Consider the following 18,912-nt stretch of genomic DNA (forward strand, 5'->3'; position numbering starts at 1 on the left):
ATCTTTTATCAATCAGAGACATCTGTTATTATTTCTCGTTTTGCATGTACCGATTTGTACCATAATGTAGAACTATTTTCCGGGACAAACAATTTTTCCGCAATACGCCGCAAATCGAAAGGGGTAAGTTTTTTATATTTTTCGACTTCTGTATCAATATTTTCCGCTCCACCCAACAATTCATAATAAGCTAAATTGGTGGCTTTATTCAGATAGTGCAAATTGGAAAACAAATCGTTCGATTCAAAACGATTTATCACCTTATCCAATTCCCTTTGCTCCAACAGTTCTTCCCTCATTCGTCGCAATTCCATTTCAATGGCTTCTTCTCCCTGCTCCAACGAAATTCCCGGTGATAGTTTCCCTTTCAGTAAAAACAAACCGGGCTCTATATCACCGGTAATAGAAGAATCTATTTCTGTAAATAGTTTCTTTTCCATCACCAACCGTCTATACAACCGAGAGGATCGACCGGAAGCCAATACATCGGAAAGAGCATCATACCCCTGATAATCGGGATGCTTACGGTCTACCATATGATAGGCCTTAAAAATCGCATCTAAGGGAACCTCTCTTTCCACTATCTTTTTATGAGGTTTTGTCTGAACCGGCTCCTGAGGTAAATCGCGGCAAGCGACTTCTCTTCGAGAAATAGGAGCAAACCATTTCTCACAAAGCAATATGGCTTCATCGAATGGTAGGCTTCCCGAAATACTCAATATCGCATTGTTGGGCGCATAATGGGCAAAAAAGAATTCTTTTACTTCTTCCAATGATGCATTACCAATATGCGAAGTATTTTTCCCGATAACAGGCCACCGATATGGGTGTACCCGATAAGCCATCGGTCGCAATAGCAAGAACGAATCTCCATAGGGTTGGTTCAAATTACGTTGCTTGAACTCTTCTATAACGACTTGTTTCTGTACAGACAAAGACTCGGAAGAAAAAGCAAGGCTTAACATTCTATCCGACTCCAACCAAAATGCCGTCTCGGCATTATGCGTAGGTACTACCGTATAGTAATTGGTCACATCGTTACTTGTCCACGCATTATTCTCTCCTCCTGCTTTTTGTAGAGGGGTATCGAAATCGGGAATATTCACAGACCCACCAAACATGAGATGCTCGAACAAATGTGCAAATCCTGTCCGCTCCGGCGATTCGTCCTTCGAACCGACATCATAAAGCAGATTCAACGCAGTCATTTTCGTAGAGCCATCGTAATGATGAATGATGCGCAATCCATTAGGCAATATGTGACGACGAAACGATATCACTATTTGACCACTTTCATTTTCAAGATTTTGACATCGGTTTTAGGCCTGTCGGCAGAGCCTGTTTCGACTTGTTGTATCTTGTCTACAACCTCCATTCCGTCTACCACTTCACCGAAAACAGTATATTCACCGTCTAAATGAGGCGTTCCGCCAACAGTCGTATAAGCTTCACGTTGCGCCTGCGTGAGCGTCCGCTTTCCTTCCTTCTTAATTTGTTCATGAGTTTGAGCGATCAATGTATCTTGCAACGCTTGCAGTCCCTGCATATCACGATTTCTACGCATATTCATGATTTCCTCCCTATGATTTGCCGCCAACGACTGAAAAACCGATTGCTCTTGCTGCATCTGCATTTGACGTTCCAGCTGGTCAATCTGTCCCGGATTAAAAACTTTCCCCGTGACAATATAAAACTGGGAACCCGATGAGGCCTTATCTGGATTTACCTGGTCTCCCTGCCGAGCCGCGGCCAAAGCACCCCGTTTATGAAAATATTTCGGATAAACGAACTCTGCGGGAATAGTATATCCCGGATCACCCGTACCTAACATTTTTCCTGCCGGAGCATTTTTGGACGTACCATCGCCTCCTTGAATCATAAACTCATTAATCACTCGATGAAACAAAGTCCCGTCATAATATCCTTCCTCGACCAACTTTATAAAATTATCACGGTGAGCAGGTGTATCATCATAAAATTTTACTTTTATATTCCCCAAAGACGTTTCCATAAGGACAACAGTTTCCTTATGACTTCTCGACTCACAACTCATACTGATTATTATAGTTAATAACAAAATAAAATAAATCTTCTTATCCATACAATTGCAGTTTTAGCAATTCCCATTCATAAAAGCAATATCGGCTCAAAACCGAATCAAGCGAATAAATTTACTTTCTAACGTTGATATATCATATATACAAAGGTACAAAATTAAATAAATTATTAACAAAGGGAAAAAGAAATTTAAACTTGTAGATAAAAAAACGTCATGAGAATAATTCTCATGACGTTTTTTATGAATAGACAGTAATTATTTCACCAACACCTTAACTGTGCTTGTCCCTTGCGATGTTGTCAATCGTACCAAGTAAAGCCCCTCAGAAACAGAAATCTGGGCACTGTTTTCAAATTCTACTAATTCCACAAGCTGTCCAGAAACGCCAAAAACCTCCGCCAACACTTTTTCGCCTTCTATCGATTCCAGACAAATAGCATAGTCTCGGCTATATACCTTTACGGTCGGAACAACTACATTTTCAATCCCGCTATACTGAGTTGTAAACACATACTCTTCGACCTCAGACTCCCCGGATTCATATATTGCTTTTACACCAGCTGTATATGTACCATCATCTAATGCTTCGAATGTATAGGAATTATCAGTTATCGCAGATGCTTTTTTCTCTCCATTCAAATATATATCATAGGTAGCATTTCCAACTTCGGGAGCCGGAGCATCGTCCGAAGGACCGACATAAAAATTATCCACTTTAAGCATCCACCCGTCATTAGAAACATAATTAACCGCTAAATAAACCTCCTGATCCACATAATCTTTCAAATCGACTGTTACTTCATACCAACCGCTCTCGGTAAAAGTATAATTATATAGTTCGACAAACGAAGAAAGATCGGTCTGGGCTCCTGTGGAAGCCAACACCTTAATGGTTTCGGGATAAACCGTAGCCATACTCGGATAAACATGCACATAAAAATGAGCCACATACCCCTTGTTGATTTTCTGTTTCGGAGAAACGAGCCAGTCGTCCGACAGGTTGCTTTGGACTCCAAAAAACATGATGTATTTTTTCCCGAAAACCGTATTTAAAAATGCATCGCTATCACACCGGGGGGTCGTTTTTTCAGGATTGAATACCATTACCGGAGATTCGCCCTGTTCAAGTCCGGGAATAGATATATGCGTATTATTTATGGTTATACCGTAAGGACGCAGACGATCTTTATCGAAAGTGGCCCAGCCACCGAATTGGGTCGCAAAATCATCATACTCTTCGAAACTATCGCTCCAACCCAAATCTTGATTCCACCTAAACAAGACATCGGTCTTCTTATCCGTGTCACGATAAGAAAAATCAACAGATAGATTATATGGAGCAGTAATTTTTTCCACCAACGACAAATTTATCTCCATATCTTTGTCTATATCGATGAGCGTATCTACCGCCAAAAAGCGATCATCGTTAATACTAATCATATATTCCCCTTTTTTCAAAGAAGCAAAATGAGATATTCCCAATTTGATTGTATCGGTCACCTGATAAGAACCGGAAAGATAGTTCACAGCCACTCCCTCGGAAGAACCTCCGTTCGTAGAAACTTTTACTTTTACATCGGCATAATCCGAAGTCGCCGGAACTTCTAACGTCGTTGTCGCTATATCCGACTCGGAAACTTTATAAACCGACTTAACACCCAGCGTATGTGTTCCAGCCGAAAGATTCTCAAAGATAAACGAATTCGTTTTAACCGACCCGACCTCTTGTTCATCTAAATAAACCGTATAACTTTGAGGGGCATCACTCTCCGCTGCTTTGCGAACACGACGTGTTTTCGGAAGACGAGCTTTTATAGACGAAGGATTTAACTTTGCCGGCCCTACATAAAAATCATCAACCATCAACATCCAACCAGCTTGTGTAATATATTGAATGGCAATATAAACATCTTGTCCTTCGTACTTCGAAAGATCATACTCCATCGTAAGCCATTGTTCCCATTTAACCGACTCATAATTACCCTGTGTCAAAGGTTTGAAATCACTTTCCTCTGTTCCGGTGGTCGATATCCATACTTTGAATTTTTCAATAGGAGCATCCGCTGCTTTGGCTTTAAATCGAACGACGTTATTTACACCGACATGTACCTGAGGGGTTATCGCCCAGTCATTATTCGTAGTTCCGCTTGCCGTACGAATAAATCCCATATATTTCTTTCCACTATAAGCTCGCAATTGTGGGGCATAAAACCACCATGAAACCTCACCTCCCGTAGTAGAAACATAAGCCTCGTCGGGAGCAATAATAGTCGCATATTGTTTCAAGCTACTATTCGGATAACCTCCTTGCATTAACATAGCAGCTTCTGCCTGATCCTTATCGATTCCGGTCCACGGAGCGAAATCGAGCGTAAAAGAGGTATAATTCTCGAAATCATCGAAGAAATAATCGGTCTCCTCATTCCAAACCAACGAAGCATCATTAACTCCCGTTTTAGGATCATGGGCTAAAACTGATTGCAAATTATAAGGTGTACGTACCGGTTCTTCCAACTTAATCTTTAACACGGTATCGCCTTTTATATCCAAAGCAGAATTATCATAAGTCTTTAATCCCTCTTTTTCAATCACCAAATGGTGTATACCGGAATATATGTTATTTATTGTATAAGTTCCATTCTCACCTAGTACTCGGTCATAAATCAATCCCGACTCTACCCGTTCCAAATGAAACGGAGTCCCAGCCATATCCTCTCCTGTAACAGCCGACACTTCCAAAGTCAATGTACAAGGTTGCTGAGCCTCAACAATAAAAAAACTTAACAGAGCTGTTACAAAACACAAAATTTTTCTCTTCATTTTTTCTACAAAAAGTTTGGGTTTATAGTTTCAATACAATTTTGAAACAAATTCTTACAAATCTTTCTCGAAAGGCACAAAGAGGACTCCTCAATACGGAGTCCTCTTTGGTATACATTTCCCGATTAAACGGGCTCTTTTATCGTTTCATTACTCGTGCCGTAGAAACCGAATCGCCACACGATACGGATACGATATACATACCAGAAGCCAATCCTTCCAAAGACACAGACTCGACTTCGGTCAAATCTTTTATACAATTTCCGGCTAAATCATATACCTTCACATCGGCTTTTCCTCCTGCCCAATAGACATAATCGGAAGTAGGATTAGGATATACAGTCAGATTTTCTTTCTTAATTTCCGAAACGGCTAAGGTAGGCATATCTTTTATATCTCCAACAAATATCTCATCGAGAGAAGCCCCGCCCGAAGAAACTCCGGCATTTTCAGTAGCGACAAAACGCCAACGCATATTCACACTCTTACCAGCATAATCGACGAGTGAAACATATTTATGACGCCATTTCGTGCGGTCCTGAGTATAAGCCAAAGGAGTCCAATCGGCTGCATCGACAGCTCGAATCTCGAAATAGAGAGTTCCATCGGCATCATTAACTTCGGAAATAGGCCCTTCGGTGATCGCCTCATTTTCATACCCTTTTTCAAGGCGATTGCAAAGAGCACCACCCCAAGCAAAAGAAGCAACTATATCACCGGTTTCAGGGATTGCGAACACAGGAGAAGTCAGGATAGAAACCTCGCCCGCATTATTATGCCATACCGAAGCAGAATATTTTCCAGCAAACGGCTCTATCTCATTAGATTTCCACATCTGAATACCTTTGCCTTCATGATCGTTTTTCCAGCCCATAGGAGGAAATTCTCCGTTATTTCCTTCAAATCCCATAGTATAGGGGAAATCACGTACAGACTGATCTTCCATCGTAGTAAACGACCAAACCGAAGCATTTTCATTTTTACCTACTGCATTGTAAGGTACAACTTTCCAATAATAGGTAGTAGCAGGTTCAAGCTCGGGAATCGTATAAGACACAGATGTATTTCCTTCTAATTTCTCATTTTCCAACAAAGAGGTAGGGTTGGATTTATCCGTTCCTACCGACAATTCATATCCATCGGCAAACAAAGCGGGCTCCCAAGAAAGAGTCAACCTGCTATAATCGACGTTAGAAACGCCATTCACCGGATTGGGTGTCGTAATTGCCAACGGGAGCTCTCCTTCTCCATATAGCTTAGGCAACACTACATTATCGAAATAGATATCGGTCACCACCATATTATCGAGACCACCGTCGCCCATTTCAAACTCATAGGTCCAACGTAGGTATACATTATCGTCCACTACGAAATTTCCATTTGCGTCTTTAATCTCGATTTCTTTTTGTACCCATTCATTATACTTACTATCATCAAGAGAACACCACAACTCCGTCCAATCGGTATCGGTATTTTTCTTATAATAAAGAATGAAATATGTTGACGGTAAGAACGAATCATCGATGTATTCTTCACCGGTAGTTTCGATATAATCGAATTTCACTTTACCGTTTCCAGCCGATAAATCCAAACGGGGAGAAACGATATCACACGTCATCATACCGCCTACTGTAACCGACTTCACACCCGATGTAGCCATACCTTCCATCGTCTTCCAGCCTTCATTACGAGACCAACCGGCCGGTGGGAAAATATCACCTTCGAAACTTTCCAAAGTATATCCTTCTTCCAACATAACTTTGGTTCCCGACAAATCGACCGACAAAGTTCCGCCATTCGTATTTATTTTCATGACCGTGCTTTTGGCTCCCGTAATCGTAGGAGTATAATTGACGCGGTATGAAAGCTCTTCTCCCCTCTTCAAAGAAACGGAAGCGGGATCGAGTGTCGTAGAAAAATCTGTACCTTCAATACCCTCAATGCTGGTTATCGTCAACGTGCCATAACCCACATTACGAATAGTCATCGGTTCGGATTGAGCCAAATAACCAATATAAGAATTGGAAAACTCGTAAGAAGTCGAGCCCTCTATAACCGGCAAATTTTCAATCTCTTGATTTCCCACTTTTACATTGTCAACGGCCAATGTCGCTTGTGTATAATTATTTACAAGAATAGATCGAAAATAGAATGCAATCTTTACCGTCTTCCCGACATACGCTTCAAGGCTCACATTAGGGGTTAACTTTTGCCAGTTATTTTCTATCCCCATAGCATCTTTATTCCACGGCCATGTCAGTCCAGAGTTTTCAATATCTTCCTGAGAAGCTGCATTCCACAAATCGCTCCATGTATCTCCATCATCGGTAGAAACTTTCACCAAAAAACTTCCGTATTTATTGGTCATAAACGATGAAGCGTTACACCAAAAAGTAAAAGACAGCGACGCATTATCAGCAACCTGCACGGCAGGAGTAATAAGCCACTCCTCCTTCGAAATACCGGCCTGTCCTTCTTTAAAGTCACTCATCACTTCGGCACACCCCGAACCAGCGATACTGCAACCCGTCACTTCATTCCAATTAAGGCTCCAATGCGCATAACCCGATTCAAGATCTTCCGATAATTCAGTACCTTTTACAACCCACCCCGAAGGAGGGAATGTTTGGCTCTCAAAATCTTCGCTGAGTACAAGATTTTCAGCGGAAAAGGTTTCTGCACTGCCTAACAACAATGCACAGGCGAAAAACATACTTTTCATAGTTTCCATAGAATTAATTATCTTTTAATAACTTGGGTGGTATTGACTTGATCTCCCAATTGCATGGTTACAAAGTAAATACCCGACGATAACATCGAAACGTCTACACTTTCTACTTGCTCGGCAAAAAGCAGCTGTTTACCAGAAATATCGGTAACCACTACTTTGTCACACAGTTCATTCAAATAGAGCGTGGAAACGACAGGATTAGGATAAACCGTCAATCGATCACCATTTACGCCTTCGATTCCCGAACCATCAGTCACAACAAGAATAATTTCTTGTACAGTTGTCTTTGAACCATCTGAAACAGATAGTTTCATAATCACTTCTTGTTCTGCCCCCGGAATGCCGGTAATCGTACCGCCGTTAGTACCCGGAGTATGATTCAGCCAGAAGGGTTTGCCCTGCAAGGTCACCGTCAACGGATCTCCATCGGGATCGGCCACAGAATAGTTATAAGTCCATTTCTTCCCTACCGTTGCTGTTGTCTCAGGAACCGTAGTAAAGTAAGGAGCACTATTGTCACTATTGACATATTCAAAATTTTCGAAATAGAAATCATCGAAGAAAGTCACAAAACCATTCGACGGAGTATTATTACGAACAGCTATATAGATTTTCTGTCCAGCATATGCACTTAAATCCACATCAAACTCTGTCCACGATGTCTGACTATCGTTATTATTCTTGTGAGGAACTTGAACCGATGTAAATCCAGACAATGGAGTAAAGCTAGACACAGCGTTATCTGTCGTACTAACCAATACTGTCAAATAAGCCCACGGATGATAAGTGTTATCTCCATCATACGACTTAGCATAAAACCGGAACTTGGCATCATTTCGAGCCGTCATTTGGTCGCTGATAATCCAGTCTACGGCTTCTGTCCCATCGGCAGTCGCCATCGTCGCTAACAGTTGGTCTCCCGAACGAGGATAGATATTCCTCCAATCGGCTCCTTCTGGTTCCGGTTGTTGATTAATGACAATATAGGCATAAGCATTCCCAATATTCGGATAGTTTATCATAAGAGGTTGAACTGTCGCTTTATGATCGGCATCTACCGTTGTAAAGCCTTTGGGAGCCACAGAACCAAATTCATCATCTTCAAAACTAAAATAACGAGTGTACATACCCAACGCATTACCCGAAACAGGCAACGTCACAGCAGGAGCATTGTCGAATGTAACAGTCATCTCGTCCTCTACAAGGGCATCTGTTTCACCGGCAGCGAACGTGATATTGAAATCTACGCTTTCACGACTGTCTAACACTAAATCCTTGTGCAACGAAGTAGAGAAATTTTTATTCTTAAATGACACATCGGTGATTTTCATTGTTTGCTCGCCATCGTTCAAAAGATTCAATGTCTTTGAAGTAACGGCTTTATTATAATTCACATCACCCGCATTCCAAGAAGTCACATTAATAACAGCTTTTCCTCCAACGGGAGCTTCTTCAACCAAAATATTATCCAAAGCACCTCCTGATCCTGTAAAATCTACTGCACTGTAACGCCAACGGAAATTCACATTCTTACCTCTATAATCGGACAAAACGATTCGCTGACGAACCCATTTTTGACCTTCGGCCTGAGCGGAAGAAATATGGGCGAGTTCCTGCCATGTTGTTCCATCGGATTTTATTTCGAAATAAAGCGTATCTTTGTTAATCGTCATCGTCTCTTTTACCGATTTCGTCAATCCAGACGGAACGGCATTTCCCCAGTAGAAGCTAACCTGCATATCTTTATCGGCAGGAAGAACGAACATCGGTGTTTGAAGAATGCCTTGCTCGTTGGATCCCCCAGCAGAAATATAAGCTGATTTTTTACCATCGTATGCATTATAATTAGATCTATCCCATGCCGTATATCCCTCTTTCTCGCTCTTCCAACCTAACGGAGGAAATACGTCACCTTCAAATCCCTCAGACCACGGGAATGTGTTCACCGTTTGGTCGGCAAGCGTCGTAAAACTCCACACCGAAGGATTTTGCGTCTCTCCCATATCGTTATAAGCAACTACTTTCCAATAGTAAGTAGTAGCATAGTCCAACACAGGAATCGTATAAGTGCAACCTTCTACCTCTGTACCCGGAACGACCAAAAAATCTGTGGTAGAAGTTCCAACATATACCTTATAGCCCTTAGCAAACTGTACTCCGTTCCATGACAATACAATATCTTCGTTAAATACATCGGTTGCTCCATTTTCAGGAGAAGGGGTAGTTGCAGCTCCCGGAACAGAAGTTCTACCATAGAACGGAGGTAAAACTACATCGTCCAAGAAAGTAGACGCATACTCAGGCTCATCGTCCCAACCACCCGACAAATCGACATCGAGTACATATTTAAACATGATATAGCAATTATCGGATGCCGGGCTTCCCAAATCGAGCTTCATGTGCCACCATTGGTTGATAGAATCGCACGTAGCAACTTTCTCCCACGTTTCCTTGCCATTTTTTGAAAAATAGACTTCAAATTCGCTTTCAGGAGCAGGAGCATCATCTGCCGTCGGCTCCCAAACATTCGCATAGTCGAACTGCAACTCGTGAGTACCCGTCGAACAATCGAGACGAGGAGAAACCAAAGTCGGGTTATTCTCTGCAAAACTACAAGAAGCCGAATAGTCTCCCGACGTAGCATAAGTTCTGCTTGCGGTCCAACCTTTATCGGCAGTCCAACCTACGGGCGGGAACGTTCCACTCTCAAAACTTTCCAGATTGTATTCATCGGGTAAAATTATCTTTGTTCCTTCTAATACGATAGAGACGTCACCTCCGTTCGTATGGATAGTCATCGTAGCAGATTTACTACTCAACTCAGACGAGGGAGTATATTTCACATAAAACTCATACTCTACACCCGGTCTCAACGAAACCTCCGAGGGAATCATATTGGTTGAAAAGTCGGAACCTTCTAATCCAGAAATTCCACTTACCGTCAAATTGCCCACGCCCTTATTCCGCAATACAAATTTCTCCGACCATTTCCCTACTCCGATATAGGTTCCATCGAATATATAAGAAGTGGGATTAACATCTGCAATAGGAGCATCGATCGCTTCGCCCGTTTCCACGACAACATTATCAACCCATATACTATTACCTTTACCAGCGCCGCTGACCAATAGACAATGTACAAAAGCTATTTTTATAGTCTTACCGGAATAAGCGCCTAAACTTATCTTGGAAGTGTTTGTAACCCATCCAGTCCAGGGAAAGGCAACCCCGCTATTTTCTACCATGCTTTGATCAAGGAAAGAGAAAACAGTTTTCCAACTTTCACCATCGTCTTCCGTGATACGCACTTGAAAATCATATTCGTTCTTAAATGCAGATGCCGAAGCTCCTTTCCACAGAAAACTCAAATTATAATTCGTCTCACTCAATGTCAGAGATGGAGATACTATCCACTCTTCTTTCACAGGCTCAATAGGATTCCACTCACCACCGTTACAATAAAGACTCACTGAACCGGCACATGCCGATTTGCTATTATCGACAGTCCAATGATTAATAGCCCCTTCTTGGGTGTCGTTGATTACAGTCCAACCTCCGGTCGGAAAGTTCGTCGTCGACCAACCTTCAAATCCCTCATTCAACAGAGATTCGGCACGCAATCCAAACACAAATAAGAAGAGTACAAAAACAAGCGTAATTTTCTTTGTCATTGTAAATAATTTATTAGGTTCATTATAAAATTTACATTACATGCAACAAACAGAAATATTATAACTATTAATTTATTTGCAGCAAATATAAGAATTTATTATTAATATCTATATATTTCAACAAAAATATTATCGTAACACTCTTATTTTTTTATAAAAAACGAATGTTTATACAAATAAAAAACAATTTTCACCAAAAAGCGGACAATATCTATTTTAAATGGTAACAGCGATACTTCAAGTTCCATAACAAAGCGGAGGCTTTCCCTCGTTAGGGAAAGCCTCCGCTTTGTTATTTTTCAAAAAACTAAATTATATCGTTCACATAAACACGCTTATAAATACGCCTGAAATTATCACTTTCTTGCTTCAACTCCTCTGCATGCGACTTATAGTCTTCACCCCAAATCCCCGACAACAAATCGACAATATATTTGTGTTCTCTATCTTTCGACAAAGAAGCCGCGATGAGCTTGTCAATAATTTCCCTATATTTCTCAGCTCCCGTAGCGTGCAAATATAATGCGGCACTCACCGTAATCTGCCCCGTCATATCTACCCGTATAATATTATCGGCTAGGACGGGCATATCTTCATCACAAGAGCCCATATGATTGGCAATATATTCGTAGGTGAGCAATCCATCAGTATCACTATTCAATATTTTTTTCAAATCATTATTCATAGCTGACCTCTTTTGAATGACACAAATTAAATAAAAACTTTCTTCGCAACAAAATATTTCACAAAAACAGTTCAAGAAACCCTAAAAAACAACTTCTGTAAACAAAAAAAGATACTTGATATAGGAATTAATATTTTTTTGATGTATGTTTGCTTATGAATAATCGAATCTACAACCATCATGAATGACAATCTCATCATTACCATAGGCCGTCAATTCGGAAGCGGAGGACGAGAAATAGGAAAACGTTTGGCCGATTTATTCGGCATAGCTTATTACGATAAAGAATTAATCAACGAGGCTTCGAAATCGAGCGGACTCAGCACCGAGTATTTCGAGAAAGCCGACGAGCGGGCTCCAAGCGCTTTATTAAATTCTTTTTCAATAAACTGGCTCACAGGAGCAGGAGGAATATGGGGCGACGGAGGTCTATCGAATGAATACATTTTCAAATTTCAATCCGACGTCATTCGTCATTTGGCCGAAACTCAATCGTGTGTCATCGTCGGACGTTGCGCCGATTATATTCTCAGACAATACCCCCGATGTTACAATGTATTTATACATGCTCCCCTTGAAGACAGAATTGAGAGAATCATCAGCCGCTCACAAGGAATGACTCGAAAAGAGGCTATCGAACTCGCCGAAAAGAAAAATAAATTAAGAGCTTCTTATTACAATTTTTATACCGATAAGGGTTGGGGAGTAGCCTCTTCATACGACCTCTCTATCGATTCTTCTATATTGGGCAGTGAAGAGACAGCCATATTTATCCGCGATTTTATCCAAAAGAAAGACGGGAGGCCTAAATGGGAGAAAAGGAAATAGGCATCAATTCTCTTTCTCTTTCAAGTAATCGGAACAAAGAGAATAAATAATACCGTCAACGATTCCTATGGTAGGAACCCATATTTCTCGTGCGCCGATATGCGTCGCTATTTGTAAATAAATATCGGCGGCAGGTACAATCACGTCGGCTCGGTCGGGTTTCAATGCAAAACGGTCGATACGTTCCACGATCGAATAGCTATTCAACTCATTCCTCAGGGTCAAAAGCTGCTCCACAGTCAATGGCTCCCGAGCAGATACGCCAGCCAAATGATGCAGTTTATTGATATTACCACCCGACCCGATAATAGAGATATGCCGATACGTTTCTTTCAAACGCTTTAAATCCCTATACATACGGAACAATTCACTACGGCTCAGTTTTTTATTCAAAATACGTACAGTTCCTATATTATAAGATTGAGATTGGAGTAACGAACGGTCACTAATTATACTTATCTCGGTACTTCCGCCACCAACATCGACATAGATAAAATCACCCTCTTGTTCCAGCTCGTCCACGATATGACTGTCATATACGATACGTGCTTCTTCAAGACCATTAATAATTTCGATATTTATTCCACTTCTCTCCGAGATATATCGGACAATATCGGCTCCATTCGAAGAATCCCGCATAGCCGATGTAGCACAAGCCCGATAAGACAAGACATTATAAACCTGCATCAGCTGAGAAAAAGCATGCATGAGACGTAATAATTTTTCTGTCTTCTCCGTAGAAATACGACCTTTTGTAAAGGTATCTTGTCCCAATCGCAGCGGTACACGCACAATAAAAACTTTCGATAAATCCGATACACTCTCTCCCGGATAAATACCTTTGATAAGCAATCTCACTGCATTCGAGCCAATATCTATGGCCGCAAAATTAAGTCTGTCCATAAAGTTTCTCATTCTATAAGCGAAGATAATCATTTCCCCAATAAAACATCTCGATTAAAAATAAAGTCTCATTCAAAAACATATAATTTATAATCGCTCCAAAAATGAACTTTCATTCAATATCACTTGTTTTTACCTTGAAAACCATAGTAGAAGAACAAATTTGCGCAATAAATGAAGTGATTGGTTATACTTGGGCAATTGCGCAGTTTCCCCAAAGCGGGAAACAGGAGACTCCTTCCTATTTTTATTTTCAAAAATTCAATCAATAGCTTCGGAAGGAGTCTCTTTTTCAAAGAATATCATCATGCCAAAATAGAGCCGCATACCGGGTGTACCTTTACGAAAAATTACCAGCTCTATGAAATCGAGAATTACATTTAACGGCATGAACCGTTATTCCCCACCGAACTCGGCACAGCCGGGAGATTGCACAGCTATTGTCAATTTACGAAATCAATCAAACTGCCTCAAACCTGTCGGGACACCGGAATATCTATACACTCCGGAAAAGAAAAACCATCGGCTCGTCTATGTTCATATCTGCTACGACGGAGAGCATCATATAACGGAAAATGAAAATACCTTGTATTATGAGGCTCTGATAAAAAAAGAAAACGGAAATATCCAAAAAGAATCAAGCCAGTTGTTCGAGCTAAACGACCTACAAGTTCTGTCTATTCAATCCATAGGAAACACACTCATAATCATCTGTACCGAAAGTATATACTATTTACTTTATAAAGAGGGAAAATATATCTTTTTGGGTGAAAAGCCCGACATACCTGAAATTTCATTTTTCCCTTATGTAGAATATACCGATGCCTACTTCGTAAGCGAATATACCTTTCAACATGGATACAGCAATCCGACCCGACTCGACACCGAAGACATCAATTATTACAACGATGCTTACTACAATGCATTCTTTCAGCTACAAGAAAAAGCATGGAAACGGCACTATTTCATACAACCCATACTCATACGTTATGCCCTCACTTTATATGATGGGAGCCGAATTTTTTCATCGGCTCCGGTCATGGTCTCTTTGCCACACCCCATACAACCCTATCAAATGAGCATACGGTTGAAAAATTCAAACAATCTTTGCTTAGGTTCTCATGAAGGACAAATCATCGCCGGGAATTATAGCCTGAAATATTATATTCATCAATTCAATCTCGACAACTGGAAAGATATCGTAAGAAGTATAGACTTTTTTGTCTCTCCCGAAGCCACGATCTTCGAACCCGATCAAAAACAACAAGGCCTTAAATTTACGATCGAACGTACAGAAGAAAACGAAACGATCTCTTTTCTACTGAAAGGAGACATCTCGTTTCTCGACCTGAAAGAGATAAAGAAACGCTACTTACAAGATTCTCTATTTTATAAAATAGCGACCATAGAGGATTGGAGCGACTGGAAGGAAGGTGAATCGTACGCCATAGAAAATAAGATACGGCCAGATTTACTCATACACGAGGAGGTTCTTTCGCCAGATAATACGACACTGCTTTCTACGGGAGCACATGTCAGCTATATACACAACAAAAGACTACACATAGCCAACTTAAAGAAAAAACTTTTTCCCGGATTTCCCCTCAGTCTGTTCAACGTGGGAAACAAAAATGCCGAGACTGTCAGTGCTTATATCTGCACTTATCTCAAAACCGAAAGAGGAGAATGCAAAGTCGTTTGGCACGGGAAATCGAACTATTTCTTCAATCAACTTTCACCTTTGATTTCTTACCCCGACAGTAACGCCTATAAAATGGAAATCGTCGTAAAAAGCGAGAAAACCCGATACAAAGGGAGCTTTCTACTGACAGCCTCCGAATATGAAAATAGGGCCGATTATCTTGACGAGACACTCTCTGCAATCACATTGGAAAACGATTCTCTGCCGGCCTCTACCCCACTCGATATACCCTTGTCCGAAAATGACACTTACACACAGCCTAATATACTGCGGGTTTCGGAACTCGAAAACCCGTTTGTATTCCCGTCCGAACAAACTTATACCATCTCGAACGGAGAGATTACAGGCATAGCGACCATTACAGCAGCTTTATCGGAAGGACAGTTCGGTGAATTTCCCTTATATGTATTTACAGAAGAAGGAATATGGGCTTTGCAAAACGGAAACGGAATCGTATGTTACGGAGCACAACATCAACTGAATCGAGAACCCATACTGCCGGAAAACCCTATCGTCCCTCTCGAAGACATGATTATGTTTACTACGGCAAAAGGATTATTTATCATACGAGGCTCCGAAATACAACAACTCTTATCGTTCGACGAAACCGCCTGCGAAAACAATAGCCCAATCGATCACCACGACATAAACTCTACATTAATTCCTGCGACCACCGATCAAACGACTTTATCTCAGTTTATTCAAGGAAGTATCATCGCCTACAATACAATCGAAAAAGAATTGATATGTTGCAGGCCCGATCTCAAATATAGTCTCATTATTCATATTTCTTCTCTCTACATGTATCGCATAAGCCGACAGTACTCTTCCCTATTCTATGATGCCAGTCATCTACTCGCCCAAGACGCAGAGGGAAAAGTTTACGATTTACAAAAAGAATCAGCAGAGATAACCCCAATCGCACTCGTATCCCGACCAATTACTCTCCAAAGTGAAGATTACCAAAAATGGAGAGAAGTTTTCTGGCGGCTCTCGATGTCAGAAGGAAAGCTCCTGCTTTCTCTTTGGGGAGGCAATGATGCCGAAGGCAACTTTTCCAAAATCTGTGAAATATCGAGCGCATCAAAAATAGCTGGGCAATTACCCATGCGTTTTACAGGTCCGGCATATAAATATTTCAGGCTTATTCTTTGCGGAAACGTCTCCTCTGATTTCCATCTTTCGTCTGTCGATATCTACTCCGAAAACATCATCAGCAATCGGTTACGCTAATATAAAAAGGGTAGGACTTATTGTATAAGTCCTACCCTCCTATTCACATCTTACCGCAATCTACGGTTTATAGTTTTTCAATCCTTTCAAAGCTGCTGGATCGGTAGCCTCCTCGATACTCATAGCAAAGCCTCCACCCGGAGCACAAGGCTGAACGATACGAGTCTTGTTCGTCACAATATATTTACAAATCGTATAAGCCTGCGGGTTATCCTTATAATGAGCATCGGGAGCATCGGCATATATAGTCGCAATATACTTTTTCCCGGGCTCCAAGAAATCTAAGGAGAAACGAGCCGTATGCCCATTCTCATCGACCGTGGAACCTACATACCAATTATTACCACCTTTTTCCCGGCGTGCCACCGTAATATAATCTCCCGGCTCTGCCTCCAAATAACGGCTGTCGTCCCAATCGACAGGCACATCTTTAATAAACTGAAAAGCATCGAGGAAACGATTATAATTTTCGGGTAAATCGGCGGCCATCTGCAAAGGGCTATACATGGTCACGTATAAAGCCAGTTGCCGAGCCAAAGTAGAACGAACATAGCTGTGGTTATCGGGATTAAGTTTAGAAATATCCGTTTCGAAAATACCGGGAGTATAATCCATCGGACCTCCGATAAGCCGTGTAAACGGCAAAATAGTGGTATGGTCGGGATTATTGCCCCCGAACGATTCATACTCGGTTCCTCTCGCCGACTCGTTACCGATAAGATTGGGATAAGTACGGCTCAAACCCGTAGGACGAACAGCTTCATGGGCATTCACCATAATCTTATGCTTGGCGGCTTCGGTCAATGCATAGAGATAATGATTAACCATCCATTGTCCGTAATGATGTTCCCCACGAGGTATAATATCTCCCACATATCCACTCTTCACGGCATCATAGCCATGATCGTTCATAAACTGATATGCTTTCTCCATGTGCCGTTCATAATTACGAACCGAACCCGAGGTCTCATGATGCATAATCATTTTCACCCCCTTCGATTTGGCATACCGCTCTATTTCTTCTACATCGAAATCGGGATACGGTGTGATAAAATCGAATACATAGTCTTTCGACTTACCTATCCAATCTTCCCACCCAATATTCCAACCTTCCACCAGTACAGCGTCAAATCCATGTTCTGCGGCAAAATCGATATATTCTTTTACATGCTCGGTATTAGCGGCATGACGTCCATTAGGCGTCAAACGAGAATAATCGACCAAATCGAGTTTCACATGAGGCAAATCGGTATAAGCCCAAGTACTTTTCCCGGTTATCATTTCCCACCATACACCTATATATTTCGTCGGTTTTATCCAACTCGTATCTTCATAGACACACGGTTCATTCAGATTAAGAGTCATTTTGGATGCAAGAATATCACGCGCATCGTCACTAACAATAATCGTGCGCCACGGAGATTTCGCCGGGGTTTGCATATATCCCTTATCCCCCAATGCATCGGGTGTAAGGTGAGACTCGAATATCATATTTTTATCGTCCAAATCGAGCGACATACAAGAATAATCGACCAATGCAGCTTCATGCAAATTAATATACAAGCCATCGTCGGTTTTCATCATTAAAGCCGTTTGCACCCCCGTAGGAGAGAATGGAGTTTGAGAAGAATTCGGTGTAATAGCCTCGTTCATCAATCCACGGATTTCGGACAATTTCGACGTCACAGTGGAATACTCCTGTGTATCATAATCGCCCGGGAGCCAAAAAGCAGTATGGTCTCCCGCCATAGCAAACTGCGTCTTCTCTTCTTTAATCACAAAATAATCCAAATTGGGCTGATCGGGAAATTCATATCGGAATCCTACCCCATCGTCAAATACCCGGAAACGAATAATCATACGACGATCGGTCGACGGTTGTTCCAATGTTACTTCCAATTCATTATAATGATTCCTAATCTCTTTTACCTCTCCCCAAACGGGTTTCCATGTTTCATCGAAAGTCGATGTCTCAGAACCAGCCAAACGAAATCCATCGGTTAAATTTTTTCCCGACTTTAACTCTAATCCCAATTTACTCTCTTTAATAACCGGCCGACCTTTATAATCTACTTTATAAACAGGGACTCCATTGTCCAATTCAAAATCTAATACAATGTTCCCGTCAGGAGATTTCAAAGTCTCGGCTCTCAAAATGCCATAAGACAACAAAGCCATAAGAATAAAAATCAGTCGTTTCATTTATTCAATACATTTATTTGGGTTTTATAAAACTACGGAGAAGCATCTCAACTGCAAAGATAGGAGTTTAAGCTCCGA

At 41.2% G+C, this 18,912-nt stretch carries 10 protein-coding genes; 2 read left to right on the forward strand and 8 right to left on the reverse strand.

Annotated elements, in window-relative coordinates; translation table 11 throughout:
- Positions 1-8 precede the first annotated feature (8 nt).
- From NBH06_RS01210 to NBH06_RS01235, 6 genes are all read right to left on the reverse strand, one after another.
- Positions 9-1,277 carry a M16 family metallopeptidase gene (locus NBH06_RS01210; protein WP_118687458.1) on the reverse strand — a complete coding sequence of 423 codons (1,269 nt, stop codon included), beginning with the start codon at positions 1,275-1,277 and terminating at the stop codon, positions 9-11.
- Positions 1,278-1,279: 2 nt separating this feature from the next.
- Positions 1,280-2,101, reverse strand: coding sequence for a peptidylprolyl isomerase (locus tag NBH06_RS01215; RefSeq protein WP_407934809.1), 822 nt, complete (start codon positions 2,099-2,101; stop codon positions 1,280-1,282).
- Positions 2,102-2,314: 213 nt separating this feature from the next.
- Positions 2,315-4,879, reverse strand: coding sequence for a T9SS-dependent choice-of-anchor J family protein (locus NBH06_RS01220; protein WP_250792379.1), 2,565 nt, complete (start codon positions 4,877-4,879; stop codon positions 2,315-2,317).
- 139 nt (positions 4,880-5,018) lie between these two features.
- Positions 5,019-7,610 carry a T9SS-dependent choice-of-anchor J family protein gene (locus tag NBH06_RS01225; RefSeq protein WP_250792381.1) on the reverse strand — a complete coding sequence of 864 codons (2,592 nt, stop codon included), beginning with the start codon at positions 7,608-7,610 and terminating at the stop codon, positions 5,019-5,021.
- Positions 7,611-7,618: 8 nt separating this feature from the next.
- Positions 7,619-11,281 (reverse strand): T9SS-dependent choice-of-anchor J family protein, encoded by a 3,663-nt coding sequence (locus NBH06_RS01230; protein ID WP_250792385.1) that lies wholly within the window; start codon positions 11,279-11,281, stop codon positions 7,619-7,621.
- A 307-nt stretch (positions 11,282-11,588) separates the two neighbouring features.
- On the reverse strand, positions 11,589-11,966 hold the full coding sequence (locus NBH06_RS01235; RefSeq protein WP_195633139.1) for a hypothetical protein: 378 nt from the start codon (positions 11,964-11,966) through the stop codon (positions 11,589-11,591).
- Positions 11,967-12,146: 180 nt separating this feature from the next.
- On the opposite strand from NBH06_RS01235, the gene NBH06_RS01240 reads away from it, so the two are divergent.
- Complete coding sequence (locus NBH06_RS01240; protein ID WP_195633137.1) at positions 12,147-12,794, forward strand: cytidylate kinase-like family protein; 648 nt, start codon at positions 12,147-12,149, stop codon at positions 12,792-12,794.
- A gap of 3 nt (positions 12,795-12,797) precedes the next feature.
- Here NBH06_RS01240 and NBH06_RS01245 read toward each other — a convergent pair whose 3' ends face one another.
- Positions 12,798-13,697 (reverse strand): Ppx/GppA phosphatase family protein, encoded by a 900-nt coding sequence (locus NBH06_RS01245; RefSeq protein WP_229090871.1) that lies wholly within the window; start codon positions 13,695-13,697, stop codon positions 12,798-12,800.
- Between the two features lie 361 nt (positions 13,698-14,058).
- Between NBH06_RS01245 and NBH06_RS01250 the strand changes: the two genes are divergently transcribed.
- On the forward strand, positions 14,059-16,632 hold the full coding sequence (locus NBH06_RS01250; protein ID WP_250792386.1) for a hypothetical protein: 2,574 nt from the start codon (positions 14,059-14,061) through the stop codon (positions 16,630-16,632).
- 60 nt (positions 16,633-16,692) lie between these two features.
- On the opposite strand, the gene NBH06_RS01255 is transcribed toward NBH06_RS01250, so the two are convergent.
- Positions 16,693-18,834, reverse strand: a complete 2,142-nt coding sequence (locus NBH06_RS01255) for a glycoside hydrolase family 97 protein (protein ID WP_008860927.1) — start codon at positions 18,832-18,834, stop codon at positions 16,693-16,695.
- Positions 18,835-18,912 lie beyond the last annotated feature (78 nt).

Source organism: Barnesiella sp. B2-R-119 (genome assembly GCF_023656675.1).
Lineage (GTDB): Bacteria > Bacteroidota > Bacteroidia > Bacteroidales > Barnesiellaceae > Barnesiella > Barnesiella intestinihominis.

Bases quoted from the DNA above. Each gene is read 5' to 3' on its own strand.
- NBH06_RS01215 (WP_407934809.1), bottom strand. From the start codon at position 2,101: ATGGATAAGAAGATTTATTTTATTTTGTTATTAACTATAATAATCAGT.
- NBH06_RS01220 (WP_250792379.1), bottom strand. From the start codon at position 4,879: ATGAAGAGAAAAATTTTGTGTTTTGTAACAGCTCTGTTAAGTTTTTTT.
- NBH06_RS01225 (WP_250792381.1), bottom strand. From the start codon at position 7,610: ATGGAAACTATGAAAAGTATGTTTTTCGCCTGTGCATTGTTGTTAGGC.
- NBH06_RS01230 (WP_250792385.1), bottom strand. From the start codon at position 11,281: ATGACAAAGAAAATTACGCTTGTTTTTGTACTCTTCTTATTTGTGTTT.
- NBH06_RS01235 (WP_195633139.1), bottom strand. From the start codon at position 11,966: ATGAATAATGATTTGAAAAAAATATTGAATAGTGATACTGATGGATTG.
- NBH06_RS01240 (WP_195633137.1), top strand. From the start codon at position 12,147: ATGAATGACAATCTCATCATTACCATAGGCCGTCAATTCGGAAGCGGA.
- NBH06_RS01245 (WP_229090871.1), bottom strand. From the start codon at position 13,697: ATGGACAGACTTAATTTTGCGGCCATAGATATTGGCTCGAATGCAGTG.
- NBH06_RS01250 (WP_250792386.1), top strand. From the start codon at position 14,059: ATGAAATCGAGAATTACATTTAACGGCATGAACCGTTATTCCCCACCG.
- NBH06_RS01255 (WP_008860927.1), bottom strand. From the start codon at position 18,834: ATGAAACGACTGATTTTTATTCTTATGGCTTTGTTGTCTTATGGCATT.